Source organism: Nocardiopsis valliformis DSM 45023, assembly GCF_000340985.1.
Classification (GTDB): domain Bacteria; phylum Actinomycetota; class Actinomycetes; order Streptosporangiales; family Streptosporangiaceae; genus Nocardiopsis; species Nocardiopsis exhalans.
Genome location: NZ_ANAZ01000008.1, coordinates 1 through 14,002 on the forward strand (window position 1 = coordinate 1; position 14,002 = coordinate 14,002).

11 protein-coding genes are annotated in these 14,002 nt (G+C 70.6%); 2 read left to right on the forward strand and 9 right to left on the reverse strand.

Annotation, left to right across the window (positions count from 1 at the left end; genetic code table 11):
- From D457_RS0108045 to D457_RS0108055, 3 genes are all read right to left on the reverse strand, one after another.
- Positions 1-739, reverse strand: a 739-nt coding sequence (locus D457_RS0108045) for a class I SAM-dependent methyltransferase (protein ID WP_017580137.1), incomplete at its 3' end; no start/stop codon positions are given.
- Between the two features lie 100 nt (positions 740-839).
- On the reverse strand, positions 840-1,502 hold the full coding sequence (locus tag D457_RS0108050) for a response regulator (protein WP_017580138.1): 663 nt from the start codon (positions 1,500-1,502) through the stop codon (positions 840-842).
- Positions 1,499-2,779, reverse strand: coding sequence for a sensor histidine kinase (locus D457_RS0108055; protein WP_017580139.1), 1,281 nt, complete (start codon positions 2,777-2,779; stop codon positions 1,499-1,501). Before D457_RS0108055 ends, D457_RS0108050 begins: the two co-directional genes overlap by 4 nt.
- A gap of 341 nt (positions 2,780-3,120) precedes the next feature.
- Here D457_RS0108055 and D457_RS0108060 point away from each other — a divergent pair, with 341 nt between their 5' ends.
- On the forward strand, positions 3,121-4,593 hold the full coding sequence (locus tag D457_RS0108060) for an amino acid permease (RefSeq protein WP_017580140.1): 1,473 nt from the start codon (positions 3,121-3,123) through the stop codon (positions 4,591-4,593).
- A gap of 157 nt (positions 4,594-4,750) precedes the next feature.
- On the opposite strand, the gene D457_RS32100 is transcribed toward D457_RS0108060, so the two are convergent.
- The gene (locus D457_RS32100; protein WP_017580141.1) at positions 4,751-5,272 is read right to left on the reverse strand and encodes an ankyrin repeat domain-containing protein; all 522 of its coding nucleotides are present in this window, start codon (positions 5,270-5,272) and stop codon (positions 4,751-4,753) included.
- Between the two features lie 68 nt (positions 5,273-5,340).
- Here D457_RS32100 and D457_RS0108070 point away from each other — a divergent pair, with 68 nt between their 5' ends.
- Positions 5,341-5,883, forward strand: a complete 543-nt coding sequence (locus D457_RS0108070) for a hypothetical protein (protein WP_017580142.1) — start codon at positions 5,341-5,343, stop codon at positions 5,881-5,883.
- Between the two features lie 84 nt (positions 5,884-5,967).
- Here D457_RS0108070 and D457_RS36920 read toward each other — a convergent pair whose 3' ends face one another.
- From D457_RS36920 to D457_RS0108095, 5 genes are all read right to left on the reverse strand, one after another.
- Positions 5,968-7,701, reverse strand: coding sequence for a hypothetical protein (locus tag D457_RS36920; protein ID WP_017580143.1), 1,734 nt, complete (start codon positions 7,699-7,701; stop codon positions 5,968-5,970).
- Between the two features lie 154 nt (positions 7,702-7,855).
- The gene (locus D457_RS0108080) at positions 7,856-9,103 is read right to left on the reverse strand and encodes a site-specific integrase (RefSeq protein ID WP_017580144.1); all 1,248 of its coding nucleotides are present in this window, start codon (positions 9,101-9,103) and stop codon (positions 7,856-7,858) included.
- A gap of 175 nt (positions 9,104-9,278) precedes the next feature.
- Positions 9,279-9,857, reverse strand: a complete 579-nt coding sequence (locus tag D457_RS0108085) for a hypothetical protein (RefSeq protein WP_026116453.1) — start codon at positions 9,855-9,857, stop codon at positions 9,279-9,281.
- Between the two features lie 10 nt (positions 9,858-9,867).
- Entirely contained in the window at positions 9,868-10,191 is a 324-nt protein-coding gene (locus D457_RS0108090; RefSeq protein WP_017580146.1) for a hypothetical protein, read from the reverse strand.
- Positions 10,192-10,410: 219 nt separating this feature from the next.
- Positions 10,411-13,980 (reverse strand): TM0106 family RecB-like putative nuclease, encoded by a 3,570-nt coding sequence (locus D457_RS0108095; RefSeq protein ID WP_017580147.1) that lies wholly within the window; start codon positions 13,978-13,980, stop codon positions 10,411-10,413.
- Positions 13,981-14,002 lie beyond the last annotated feature (22 nt).

Genomic DNA, 14,002 nt, shown 5'->3' on the forward strand with positions numbered 1-14,002 from the left:
CAGGGATGGTTTGCCGGGGGGGGGGGCGTTCGGGAAGGCGGAAGAAGATCATGGGGTTGTGGGGGGAGGTGCGTACGGGGGTGTCCAGGCCGAGTTCGGTTTTGAGGTCGTTGAGGGCTTGGTGGTGGTGGGGTGCGCGGGCGGCTGAGGCGGTGAAGTAGTCGGTGGTGTTGTTGGTCAGCCATTTGAGGACCACGGCTCCTTCGGTGAAGGGCAGGGCGTAGCGCTGGTGGAAGACGTCGTGGACGCTGACGGGGATGTGGGCGGGCAGGGTGGGCAGCAAGTGGTGGATGTACCAGCGGGCGAACCAGCCGTTGTGGGCGGCGTCGATAAACAGGTAGTCGGTGTCGGTGGGGATGTGGGTGATCTTGGCGCGGACGTCGCCTTTGGTGAAGGTCCAGCGGTCGGCGGACAGGTGTTCGGGGACGTGGGTGGTGGCGTGGTCGACGATGTCGAAGGAGTGGAGGTGGCCGGTGCCGTTGTCGCGGAGGGCGGAGAGGATCCAGGAGGTGGACCAGCCGTAGTAGGTGCCGATTTCGACGACGTTGGCGGGTTGGTGGTGGCGTAGGAGTAGGTAGGTGATTTCGGCTTCGAGGTCGTCGAGTTGGGGGGTCATGGCGGGGTCGGCGTCGGCGTGGAGCCTGCGTTGTTGGTCGCGCACTGTGGCCAGGTCGTCTCGGTGGGTGCGGTAGAGGGTGCGGATGAGGTCGAGGTCGATGGTTGTGGGTGCGGTGGGCATGGTGTTCTCCCCCGGATGTGCTGGTCTGGGCCGCCTTTGAGTGCTGAACGTAACAGTGTGGTTGCTGTGTGTTGGCGCTTTGGTGGGTGTGTCGTGGTTTTCAGGAGGGCCGTGGGGGGTTACCGGGGTGGATGAGGCCGGAGTCGTAGGCGGCGATGACGGCTTGGGTGCGGTCGCGGACACCGAGTTTGGTGAGGGTGTTGGACACGTGGGTTTTGACGGTTTGGAGGCCCAGGTGCAGGTGGGTGGCGATTTCGGCGTTGGTCAGGCCTTGGGCGATGAGGGTGAGGGTTTGGGCTTCGCGTTCGGTGAGGGTGGCCACGGCTTGGGCGGCGGGGGTGGGCCTGGTGGGTTGGGTGGCGGCCATGGTGCGTAGGGCGGTGGGGAAGAGCAGGGTGTCGCCGCGGTGGACCAGGCGGATGGCGGCCAGGATGTTTTCGGGTGGGGTGCGTTTGAGGAGGAAGCCGTGGGCTCCGGCGCGCAGGGCGCCCCAGACGTAGTCGTCGTTGTCGAAGGTGGTGACGACGATGACGCGGGGTGGGTGGGGTGAGCGTTGGAGGGTGTGGGTGGCTTGGATGCCGTCCAGGCCGGGCATGCGCACGTCCATCAGGATCAGGTGGGGGCGGGTGCGACGGACCAGGTCGGGGACGTCGGCGCCGTCTGCGGCTTGTCCGGTGACTTCCATGTCGTCTTCGGCGTTGATGAGGGCGGCTAGGCCGGCGCGGATGAGGGCTTCGTCGTCGACGAGGTTGATCCTGATCACGGGTTCTCTTTCCAGGTCAGGTGGAGTGTGGTGTGGAAGTGGGTGGTGGTGGGGCGGGTGGTGAGGGTGCCGCCGATCAGGTGGGCGCGCTCTTGCATGCCCTGGATGCCGCGGCCGCCGGTGCGGTGGCGCCGGTGGGTTTTGGTGGTGTGGGGTGGGAGGGGGTTGGTGATGGTGAGGGTGAGTTGGCCGGGGGTGGTGTGCAGGGTGAGGGTGAGGGGTTGGTGGGGTGCGTGGCGTAGGGCGTTGGTGAGGGCTTCTTGGGCGATGCGGTAGGTCTCGCGTGAGAGCAGGGCGGGTACTTGGGTGACTTGGCCGTGGATGTGGCAGGTCAGGTCGGTGCCGGTGTGTTGGGTGGGCTGGGTCAGGTGGGGGAGGGCGCCCAGGTCGGGTGGGGGTGCGGTGGGGGTGGGGGTGTCCTGGCGTAGGAGTCCCAGGGCGTGGTCGAGGTCGGCGGTGGCGGTGCGTGCGGTGTCGGCGATGTGGGTCAGGGCCTGGCGGGCGAAGTCGGGGTTGGTGTCGATCAGGCGGGCGGCGGTGGCGGCTTGGAGGGTGACCACGGACAGGGCGTGGCCCAGGGAGTCGTGGAGTTCGCGGGCCAGGCGGTTGCGTTCGGCCAGGCGGTGGGCGTGGGTGTGGGCGGCGGTCAGGCGGTCGGTGGGGGTGGGTCCGAGTAGGTGGGGTGCTGCTTTGGCGAGCAGGTGGCCGGTGAGGGCGATGGTGTAGATCAGGGCTAGGACCCAGGTCAGGGCTAGGGGTGGGCCCCACAGGGGGTGTGTGAGGTGGCCGTAGCCGAAGAGGGTGAAGGGGCCCTGGGCGATGGGGTGGGGTTGGGGGGTCAGGGGTGCGATGGCTAACAGGGCGGCTTCGGTGAGGGCGACCATGGTGGCCAGGCAGGTGGCCATGCCCAGGGTCAGGTGGAGGTGGAGCCAGGCGGTGGTGCGCCATCGGCTGGTGGTGGGGGTGGGGTCCAGGGGGGTGAGGAGGGCGCGGGCTAGGTGGAGTTGGCCGGTGCGGGTGGCGGTGAGCAGGGCGGTGGCGGTGAGCAGGGTGGTGCCGATGAGCAGGGTCAGGGCCCAGAGGGTGGGGTTGGGGTCGGTGGTGGCTTGGGCTGCGGTGGGGTTGGGGCTGGTGAGCAGGGTGCTCAGGACCAGGGCGGCCATGAGGTAGGGCATCAGGAGTGCGCCGCCGATGATCAGGTAGGCCCAGCGTTGGTAGGTGTGGGCGCTGACCAGGGGGTGGAGTGTTCTGGTCAGGGGGGTGGTGAGGTGGCGCATGGGTGGATCGTGGCACGGGCGGGTGGGTGTGCGCCTCCCTCTGGGGTGGGAGGGCGTGGCGTGGGATGGGTTTGGTCACCTTGGGGATGGGGTGGGGGTGGTGTGGTGTTGCATCAGGCGCGACACACACTTGGGGTTGCGATGGTGGTTTTGACCCCTGGGTGAAGAAGATGACCTAGCTCGCATTCGTAGGTTCATGGGCTTTTTTCTGGGGCTAGTGAAAAATGTGATGAACCTTTCGTCCTATGGTGGGGCCCGTGACACGCAGTGAAACGTCGTCCGAAGAGACGACCCCAACAGACAACGGGTCGGGGCTGGCACACTCGCTACGCCGCCGACACATGGCACTGATCGCGATCGGCGGATCGGTGGGCGCCGGGCTGTTCATCGGCTCAGGCGCGGTGATCCAGACCGCGGGACCCGCGGCGGTTCTGTCCTACGCGTTGGCCGGAGCCCTGGTCTTCTTGACCCTGCGGGCTCTGGGCGAGATGGTCGTGTCGGTTCCGGCCGGAGGTTCCTTCTCCGACTACGCCCGCCTGGCGTTCGGGCCCCGGGCCGGGTTCACCATCGGCTGGGTCTACTGGTGGATGTACGCGGTCCTGGTGGCCGCGGAGTCGGTGGCTGGAGCCGCCATCCTGAGCCAGTGGGTGGACGTGCCCGGCTGGGCCCTGGCATTGATCGTGCTCCTGACCATGACCGTGGCCAACCTGATCTCGGTCAAGGTCTTCGCTGAAACCGAATCCCTGTTCTCCCTGATCAAGGTCGCCACCATCGTGGCCTTCCTCCTGGTGGGCGGCCTGTACGCCTTCGGCCTGTGGACCGGTTCCGATGGCTCCACGGTCACCAACCTGTGGGAGCTGGGCGGGTTCGCCCCCAACGGCTGGGTCGCGGTCCTGGGCGCCACCGTGGTGGTCCTGTTCGCCTTCGGTGGCGTGGAGATCATCACCATCGCCGCCGGTGAGAGCGCCGAACCCGAGCGCGGGGTGGCCTCGGCCATCACCAACGTCCTGTGGCGCATCGGCCTGTTCTACGTCGCCTCCATCCTGGTCGTGGTCATGGTCGTGCCGTGGAACTCCACCGAGCTCAACCGCAGCCCCTTCGTGGTGGTCATGGAGACCGTGGGTATTCCCGGCGCCGCACTGATCATGGAGATCGTGGTCCTGATCGCGGTGCTGAGCGTGCTCAACGCCGCCATGTACACCTCCTCGCGGATGCTGTTCATGCTCACCCGTCAGGGCGACGCCCCCCGCGTGCTCAAGGGCACCAACCGGCGTGGGGTGCCGGTGCGCGCCATCTTGCTGGGCACCGTGGTCGGCTATGCCGCGGTGGTCGCCGACTACCTCTTCCCTGGCCAGGTCTTCCCGTTCCTGGTCGCCTCCATCGGCGCGATCCTGCTGGTGCTGTTCTTGACCATCTGCGCCTCGCAGCTGGTGGTGGGCGCTCGGGTGCGCCGCAACGCCCCCGAGCGGATCACCCTGCGTATGTGGGGCTTCCCCTACTTGACCTGGGCCACTCTGCTGGGGCTGGCGGCGATCTTCCTGGCCATGGCCACCCTGCCCGAACACCGCCAGGCCCTGTGGGCGACCATCGCCTCCATCGTGATCGCGGTGCTGGCCTACGAGGCACGCCGCCTGTTCGGACCCACCAAGCCCAGCCGCCATGTGCTGGGTGTGGAGGGTCGGGCCACCCCTGAGGAACTGGACCGCATCGCCGGAACTGGTGCCAAGGCGGCAGCCGTGGCTGCCCCGGCCGCCGGCGGTGGCCACAGCAGCGGTTCGGAGGGCGAGGGGGCCGGGCACTCCCCCGACCGCTAGAGCAACACCCCGGCCCCACCCAGCGGGGCCGGTCCCCCTCCAGGGGCTCCCACAGCCAGGTGAGGAAACACCTCCCAGAGCCCTGACGGACACCCGTGGCGCCGTCCCCCACCCGGGGGCGGCGCCACGGTGCGTTCAACGCGAGTCCGGTGACTTTTCAGGAGCCCGGTTCAGGGTCGCGGCGCGCACGCGCGGCGGGCACGCCGTTGTCGAACAGCTCCAACAGCCCTTGCTGGTCGAACATTCGGGCGCTCGCGCGCGCCGAGGGGGTGCCTGTGTCGGGGTTGGCGCCTGCTCGCACCAGGGCCCGGACGATCTCGTCCTCGCCCTTGAAGACCGCCCCGGCCAGGGGTGACTGGCCGCGGTCGTTGAGCTGGTCGGGGTCGGCGCCGTGCTCCAGCAACAGTTCCACCACGGGCAGGTGGCCGTGGTAGGAGGCCAGCATCAGCAGGGTGTCGCCGTGGTCGTTGGTCAGGTTGGCGGGCAGTCCTGCCTGGAGGTAGGGGGCCAGTTCCAGGGCGTGGCCGGCGCGGGCGTGGCCGAACAGGCGGGTGGCGAGTTCGATGATCTCGGGGTCGTGTTCTGGTTGGCTCACGTTGGGCAGCCTAGTGCGGGTCAGGGGGCTTGTGTGGTGGGCGGTGCGGGCGTGCCGCGCACTGGTGTCCGGGATGGCTGACATGGGGCTTATGGTGCTGATCTTGGTTTTTGTCGCTATGGTTCTGCGCAACCCCTGAGAGGAGCACCCCCGTGCGACATGTTGTCGGCTTCCTGTCGGGCCTGATCCTGGGTCCGATGCTGCTACTGGTGACCGGCTGGGCGTTCGCTCACCTGCGGGGCCTGCACGCGGCTGGTATGAGTGTCCTGCAGGGCAGCGGCCCGGTGGCGCTGGCTGGCCTGGTGGGCGTGGGCCTGCTGGTGGCCCTGGTCGCGGTTCCGCCGCGGATGACCCCGATGCTGCCCTTTTCCGCCGCGCTGGTTCTGGGCGGGGCGAGTGCGACTGCTCTGGTGCGCATGCACCTGTTGGAGCGGTTGCCGGTCCTGCCTGGGACGGAGGGCGCCCTGACGCTGTTGCCCCTGGGTGTGTTCGTGCCCCTGACGCTGGTGCTGTTGGCCCCCTTGTTCGTGGGCACCCGTTGGGTTCGCGAGGAGGAGGGGCTCACGGAGGAGGACTACTTCGACGGCCTCTACGACGAGGACGATGAGGGTGGGGCTCGTCCCCGCAGCTCCACCCGGGCTGAGCCGGTTCCGGCCCACCACGAGCCGCGTCACCGGCTGGAGGATGATCACTGATCTTGCCCCACGGGCAAGGGGCCCGGGAGCGCGTTCGCTCCCGGGCCCCTTGCGTGTGAGGTGCGGGTGCCCGTGGTGTTGGGCTCAGCGCCAGGTGGGGCCCCAGGCCGAGCTTTGGGAGACCCCGCGCGGCATCCGCGGCAGCCCGGTGGAGGTCGTGTTCGGGTTGGTGGCGGGTGTGGCCTGGGGGGCTGCCTCGTGGGCGCCGGGGCCCTCGAGGGCGGGACCCTTGGGCCCTTCGGGCTCCTCGGCCTCTTCGGTGTCAGGGTCCGGTTCGGTATCGGCCACCACGGGGATCTGGGCGGTCAGTCCGTCGACTGGCTGTCCACCGGTGTCGTCAGCGGCTTCGAAGGGGTTCTGGGGTCGGGCGCGGTCCTCGAAGGTGAACTCGGGGCCGGTGGTAACCGGGGCAGGCACCGCGATGTCGGGCTCGGGCTGGAGTTGGGCGTCCTCGGCCCTTTCGGGCTCGGGGGTCTGCTCGGCCGCAGGCGGCTCGAGCGGGGGTTGTGGAGTCTGGAGCGGCGCCTGGTCCTCAGCGCTGGCCTGGACGGAACCGGCCGTAGCGGAGCTGACCGCATCAGGGCTGAAGGGGTTGGGTGCGGCTGCCGGTGCCGGGCCGGTCGCCTCGCTCTCGCTCTGCGGGTCCTGTGCGGCCTGGGCCTTGGCCTCGGGTACGAAGCCGCGCACGCGCTGGGCGTCGGGGGCCGGTCCGGGGGTCTGGAGCACCACCGGTTCGGGCAGGGGCGTGTGGTCCTCGGGGTCGGGGATGGCGGGCTCGGCCGGGGCCACCCGCTTCCACCACAGCTCGGCTTCCTCGCGACTGAGTTCGGATTCCACTTCCAGCCAGCCGCGCACGTGCATGTGGCGCCGGCCGGCGTTCCAGGAGCGGGGGTAGGGCTGTTCGTCCAGGACCAGGACGTGTTCGCCGTCGACGGTGGGGATCTCGGCGGGCACACCCTCGTTCCACACCCAGGAGCCGTCGTGGGCGACCATGTTCCACCAGCCCCACACGGTTTGGGCGGTGGGGTCCACGGGGCCGTCGCGGAAGGAGGCGGTCCAGCGCGGGTCGGGTGCCTCGCCGCTCAGTCCCTGGCCGCCGGGGCCGATGAGGGCGTCGGCCAGCAGGGTGTGCAGCTGGAAGTTGTCGCCGATGCCGTCGAAGAGCACCCGGAAGGCGCGGGTGGAGGCGCGGTCCATGACCAGGGCCGAGGTGGCCTCGGCCATGCGTAGCAGGGCGCGGACCTCGTCGAACTCGGTGAGCAGGTCGCTGAGCTGGTTGGCGATGGCCACGAGTTCGGCGTGCAGGGAGGGGTCGCGGCGGATGTGGGCGCGCACGCTGGATTCGCTGAGCATGGTGCGGGCGGCCAGGCCGTGGCGGCGGATGGTCCACCAGCACATGGTGGCGGCTGGGGCGTCGGGGCCCAGGTCGGCGGCCACGCGCGCTTCGGCGTCGGCGGTGACGGCGTCGGGGTCGGGTGGGGTGCCGCCGCCGGTGCGCTCCCAGGCGCGGACGAAGACGATGGCGCCCTTGCCCATGGTGCGTAGGCGGTGCAGGATTTCGACGCCGGCGGGGCCGGGGTCGGTGCCCATTTCGACCAGGGCGCCGGCGACCACGGACAAGTCGGCGATGATGCCGGGGGCGGCGTGGTCTCCGGAGAGCAGGGGGGTGAGGGCTTCCAGGGCCAGTTCCCGTTCGGAGGCGGGGATCTGGGAGGCCAGGAGGTAGACCTTGTGGACGGCTGGTGGGAACTGTTGGGGGTCCGTGGCGACGGAGGCGTCGATCAGTTCTTGGAAAGCCGCGCGAAACTCGTCGACCATGGGTCCGTCCCCTTTCTCACGCAACCAACCTAATGTCTCATCAGGGAAGGATCGCACTTTAACTGGCTATATCGGGTGTTACTGGTGTGTTTGTTGGTGATTCGAGATGGGGTGGTTGCCGGTGAGTTGCCGGATCACCTCCCCTGGCGGGGTCTCACAGCCCCAGTCGGGTGACCGCGTTGTCCTCCAGGGGGTTGGCGGTGCGGATGTAGTCGTGGACGGTTTGGGCGTTGGTCCATCTGCCCTGGCGCATGATCTCGCGGTCGGTGGCCCCGCCCAGGGCGGCCTGGGTGGCGAAACCGGCGCGCAGCGAGTGCCCGCCGAAGTCCTTGGGGTCCAGCCCGGCCCGCTGTGCGTAGCGTTTGACCAGGTCCCCCACGGCCTTGGCGGACATGGGGCGCTCGGCCAGGCGTCCGTGCCGGTCCACCCCCGGTAGCAGGGGGCGTTCGGTTCCATCGGACAGTTCCAGGCGCCCCAGGCTTTGGCAGGAGTGCGCGGGTGCAGCCTCGGGTGCGGGCAGGTTCTGCAACCACTCGCGCACCGCTCCCGCTCCCCCGTCGCGGTGCACCACCACCAGCTGTGACCAGTCGGCCAGGGCGCACACCGGGCAGGTGGCGCGGTGGCGGCCGCGTGGCAGGGCCACCCTGTGGTTGGCCCGCCCCTCCTGGTCGGTCTTGGTGGCCCACAGTGAGACCACCAGGGTAGGTGCTCCGGAGTCAGGGTCGATCCGCAGCTCCAGGTCGTCGAAGCTCAGCCCCGCCAGTTCCGAGCGGCGCAGCGCCCCGGCGAACCCGGTCAGCAGCAGCAGGGCGTCGCGTCTGCGGGCCACTCCCCCGGGATGCCCCTCGGCCGGGCGCACCGCCAGCAGCCTCTCCAGTGTGCTGAGCACCACAGGGGCCTTGCGGTGCGGGCGTGCCTTGCGGGTGCGCGCGATGCCGCGCAGGGTCATGCGCACCACCTCGGCGCGGGTGGGCGAGTCCAGGCCGTGGGCGCCGTGGACCGCGGCGATCGCCGCCGCCCGGCGTTTGAGGGTGGCCGGGGACAGGGCCCAGCGGGCGCCGTCCTCGGTGCGCTGTTCGGCGCAGGCAGCCAGGTAGACGGCCACGTCCACCGCATCGGCTGGAAGGGAGGTGCGTTCCTCGCTCAGGCACCAGGCGCTGAAGGAGGTCCAGTCGGCGCGGTAGGCGCGCAGGGTCGCCGGTGACTGGGCGTTGGTCAGGAAGCGGCCCAGGGTCTGGGCCTGTTCGGTGTCGAAGCGTTCGCGGACCCTGGCCAGGGCGCGGGTATCGACGAGCACGCTGTGATCCAGGTGCTCCAGGCGGGCGCGTACGGGTGCGGGCAGGGCGAGCTGGGCCCGGGGCGCGGCGGGGTCGGCGGGGTCGGTGGTGTCCACGGGTTCCATTGTGACCGGTGCCCGCGCCCGCGAGTGGCAGGCGGGGCGGGCGGGGCGTACTCGGGTGGGCTCTGGTGCGGCCTCAAGGGGCCAGGTGCTGTGCGGGTGCGGCTCTGTGCCGGTATTCGGTGTGGGGCTGGTGCGGTGTTGGTTCCGTGCCGCGGCTGCGGTCGGAGCGGCCGGATCAGCCTGGGGCGGGTGCGACGGTACCGAACAGGTGGGCGCTGAGCGCTTCCCACAGTTCCACGGGTGGGACCACCAGGAGCAGCAGCCCCACCGACAGGGCCAGGGCCACGGTGAAGGCGATCGCGGCCATCTTGCGGCGCAGCACGGCGGCGGTGACGGCGCCCACGGCCGGGACGAGCCAGGCCATGATCAGGAACCAGACCAGGGCGGTGCCGATGGCGCGCACGGCCTCGGCCTGCTGTTCGGCGAGCAGGGCCGGGTCGATCATCGCGCCCGGCTCCATGATGGCCGGGTCGGCGACCATCTCGAAGGCGTTGAGCGCGGTGAAGAGCAGGGCGGCCAGTGCCAGCGGGCTCCCCAGGGCCCACAGCACCCACAGGATCACCCACAGCGCGGTGAGGCGCCGGTCGGCCGGTTCGGTGAGGGCGATGGGGGTGCGGCTCACCGGCCGTTTCTTCGGTGTCTGCCCGGGTTCGAGGCGGCCCGTGTCCGGGGGGCCGCTCTGGTGCTCGGCGCCCGGAGCGGGCTTTGGGGTCCCCTGCTGGGGTTTGCGGCGGTTGCGTTTCTTGGGTGACACGCCCGGGAGCCTACCCGGCCAGCCCGGACAGGTGGATGACCACCACGAACACCACGGGCCAGATCAGCAGGGCCAACGCCCACAGGGCGGCCTTGCGGTCGCCCGCCACGGTGGCCACGGCCGCGGCCAGGAAGGGGATGCCCACGGCAGCGCCGAAGGCCAGGGTGAACCATTCAGCGGCCGAGCCGGCATGGGAGTCGGCATCGATCCCCATCAGGTAACCGAGGGGGCCCAGGACCAGGGCGAACAGGGCCAGGATGGCGACGACGACACGGATACCGGTGGGGTGGCGGGTGTTGCGGCCACCGCCGGGCGGGGAGGGACGTTCAGACACGGGGGCCGTGGTGCCTTTCGAGAACGGGTGGCGGGCCAGGGCGGCCGGGCCCCGCTCATCGGGTGCGGGGCGGGCCTTGCGGGGCAGGGCACAGCCCGCTCGCGAAAGGCGCCTGGGCGCTCGCGGTCGGGCGTTTGGTGCTCCCTAAAACGTACTCCACCTGGAAGGTGTCCGAAACCCTGGGAGGGGGTGGGCCAGGCGTGGTTCCTCGTGGTCGGGTCAGTGGTCGGGCCAGGGCCGGGCGGAGCTGACCAGCCCGGTGAAGGAGGCCAGCAGGCGGAGTTCGTCGATGGTGCGCGGGGCGGTGGTGAGCAGGTCGGGTGAGTGCACCACCAGGGCCAGGAGTTGGGCGCGGGAGAGGGCGACGTTGAGGCGGTTGCGGTCCAGGACGAAGGAGGGGCCGCGGCTGGTCTCGGCGGCGTTGGAGGTGGTCATGGAGCAGATGACGGCGGCGGCTTCCTGGCCCTGGAATTTGTCCACGGTGCCCACCCGCACCCCCTCCAGGGCGGGAGTGTCCTGCTGGGCGTGGGCCAGGGCCTGGCGCAGGGTGCGCACCTGCAGGTTGTAGGGGGCCACCACCAAGATGTCTTGGCCGGTCAGCGGGCGCGGGCCCTGTTCGGGGTCGGTGGTGAGGTGTTCGGTGACCAGGCGGCGGGCGGCGGCCACCACCTGCTCGACCTCTTCGGGGCTGTGGGTGGTGCGGCCGCTGTGGTGGACGGGGCTGGTGTACACGCCCGGGGACAGGGTGGAGAGCGTGCGGTGGGCGGTGCAGGGGTGGGCTTGGAGGCGTCCCTGGTAGGACAGGGCCGAGACCGGGGCGCACACTGCAGGGTGCATGCGCCGGGTCTGGTCCAGGAAGTAGCCCAGGGCGGGGTCGATGATGGCTGCTTCGCCCATCAGGTGTTGCAGGGCCGAGGCGTCGGCGCCCTCGGAGTGCACGCCCTGGACGACCTGGGGTAGTTGTTGGGGGTCGCCGAGCAGGACGAGGTTGTGGGCTGAGGCGGACACGGCCAGGGTGTCGGCCAGGGCGAACTGTCCGGCCTCGTCGATGATCATCACGTCCAGGGGGTCGGCGATGGTGTCGGCGCCGGACATGCCCCAGGCGGTGCCGCCGATCAGTACGGGCTGTCCCTGGGCGGCGTTCTTGGTGCGCCAGTTGGCCAGGACCTGTTGGCTGGAGGGCTGGTACCAGGGGGCGTCGGGGTCCTTCTTGCCTCCGCGGGGGCGTTTGGCGGCGGCCACGTTCAGGCCCTGCTCCTGGGCGGCGCGCAGGGCGGCGGCCATGACGTTCTCCACGGCCTTGTGGCCGGTGGAGCACACGCCCACGCTGCGTCCTTCCTTGATCAGGTGGGTGATGAGCTGGGCGGCCAGGTAGGTTTTCCCGGCTCCGGGTGGGCCTTGGACGGCCAGGTAGGAGTGGTCCAGGCGGTCCACGGCGCTGATGGCGGCGCTGATCAGGTCGCCTTCGACGGCTTCGGGGAGCGGGCCGGGCGGGTTCAGGCGGGGCGGGATGCGGCGTAGGGCGTCAAGGCCCGGATGGTGGGGCCAGGTGGGCAGCTCGGCCACGGCGGTGTGGGCGACCGTTTCCAGGGCGCCGTCCTTGGGTTTGGGGTCCACCGGTGAGCCGGGCAGCACCGCGACGGGGGCGCGGGAGGAGACGTCCTCGGGGGCGGCGGTCTCCAGCAGGGTCAGGGAGTCGGGTTCGGCCTTGGTGACCTTGGCGGGGCGGGTGGTGGCCCCCTGCCCCGGCGCTCCGGGGTGGAGCAGGTGCACGCTCTCGCCCAGGGTGAAGGGGTTGGGGTGGGCGCGGTCCAGGCGCATGGCCACCTCGCGGCGGGCGTTTTTGCGTCGGCCGGTGGGCTCTTCCCACTCGCCCACGTGGACCTGCCAGGGCACCGCGCAGTTGCTGTCGGTCTCCAGGTCGGTCAGGGGTGCGCTCTGGCGTTGGAAGTGTTCGCGCCAGGGCGGGGTGTTCTCGCGCTGGTAGTAGCCGACCAGGGCGGCCAGCGCGGCCCGGGGGTGGTCCTGGGGGGCGCGCTGGGCCGGGTCTTGGGGGACCTGGTCCAGCAGGGGCTGGGTCAGGGCGGCGTGGCGGGCGGCCTTCTCCGCGCGCCTTTGGGCCCGCTCGGCCTCCTCCTCGGAGAGTTCGAACTGGATCAGGGGCCGGTCGGTGATGCCCTGCTCGGTGCGCCTGTCCTCCAACCAGTCGCGCAGGCGTGCGGTGGAGTGGCAGTCGTCGCGGTTGTAGTCGGCGATGTCGGCCAGCACCTGGGCGGCGGCCCGGATGTCGTCGGCCTCGCGGGCGGCCAGGTAGGCGGCGTAGGCGTCGATGCTGGAGGCGGCGGTGGTCACCCCGCCCTGGCGTGAGGTGTCCAGGTAGAGCGGCTCCAGGTACTTGATGGAGTAGGAGCGCTGGGACACGCGCAGGCTCTTCTTGACCACGGTGAACAGGTCGATGAGGCGGTTCTCCCGCAGCAGCCGGTCGACCTGTTCCTCTCGGGTGTTGAACTCCGAGCTCAGGTGCTTGAGCCGGTCCACCTCGTAGGAGGCGTAGTGGTAGATGTGCGCGTTCTCGTCGGCGTCGATGCGTGCGGTGGCGAAGTCGACGAAGTCCTCCAGGGCCTTTTTCTCCTGGGCGCGGTCGTGGGCCCAGAAGGCGTGGAAGGTTTCGCGGCCGCTCTCGTCCTCGGTGGTGGCGCCGAACAAGTACTCCAGGCCGCGCTCGCCCTGGCGGGAGTGGTAGGGGTAGCCCTCCATGTCGAAGAAGACATCGCCCGGGCTGGGGGTGGGCAGGGTGGCCAGCCCGTCGGGGGCGAACACCTCGGCGGTGACGGTGCCCTGGGGGTTGGCGGGGGTGCGGGTGGTGTCCTGGCGTACCTGCAGGGCGGCCTGGGCGCGTAGCTGGTCGAAGGAGCGGCGCGGCAGGGTGGCGGGGCGGGCCTGGTCGGGGGCGCAGGCCAGGGCGTCGATGGTGGTCAGGCCGGCGTCGGTGAGTTTGGCGGCCTGGTCGGTGCGCAGCCCTGCGACCAGGGACAGGTGGCGGGCGGCGGTGCGTCCCTGGGAGCACCAGGTGTTGTAGCCGCAGCCCTCGCAGGCGGGGCGGGGTTGGCCCCAGGTGGGGGTGGGCAGTGCTGGTTCGGTCGCCAGGTGGGCCAGCAGGCGGTCGGTGATGGTGGTCAGGATGGGGGTGAACTCGGCGGTGGGCAGGGTGTGGGTGTGTTGGTCGCCGGTGAGCAGGTGCATGTGCTCGGGGGTGCGCCCGTGCAGGACGGCCACGGCCTGGGCGTAGGCGGCCAGCTGAACCACCGCGGAGGGGCCGGGGCGGCGGGCGAGTTTGGTGTCCCAGGGTTCGTAGGTGAAGGGGGTGGGGGCTGGGGGGCGGGGGGTACCGGTGGCGGGGTCCACATCGGAGCGGATGAGGAAGTCGGCGCGCCCGTGGAAGGCCACACCGTCGGTGAGGGGGTGGTGGAAGGAGGCCTGGTAGATGACGGGGGCGCCGGCGTTCATGGCCTGGGCGGTCTCGTGTGCGGCGCGGGCCAGGGAGTGGTCGTCGGGTCGGGGTTCCTCGACGCGGATCAGGTCGTCACCGAACAGGGCGGTGAGGCGTTGGAGTTCGGCCTTTTCGTGCAGGTCGCCGTGGTGGGCGACCAGTTCGTCGACCTTCTCGGGGCGGGGTGCTCCGGTCAGGTTCGCGGCCAGGGCGCTCTTGAGGGCGCTGCGGTGGTCGCACTCCAGTGTGTCGACGAGGTCGGTGGGCGAGACGACCCAGCCGGTGGTGGTGCGGAACAACGCCCGACTCCCCTTGGTGTTG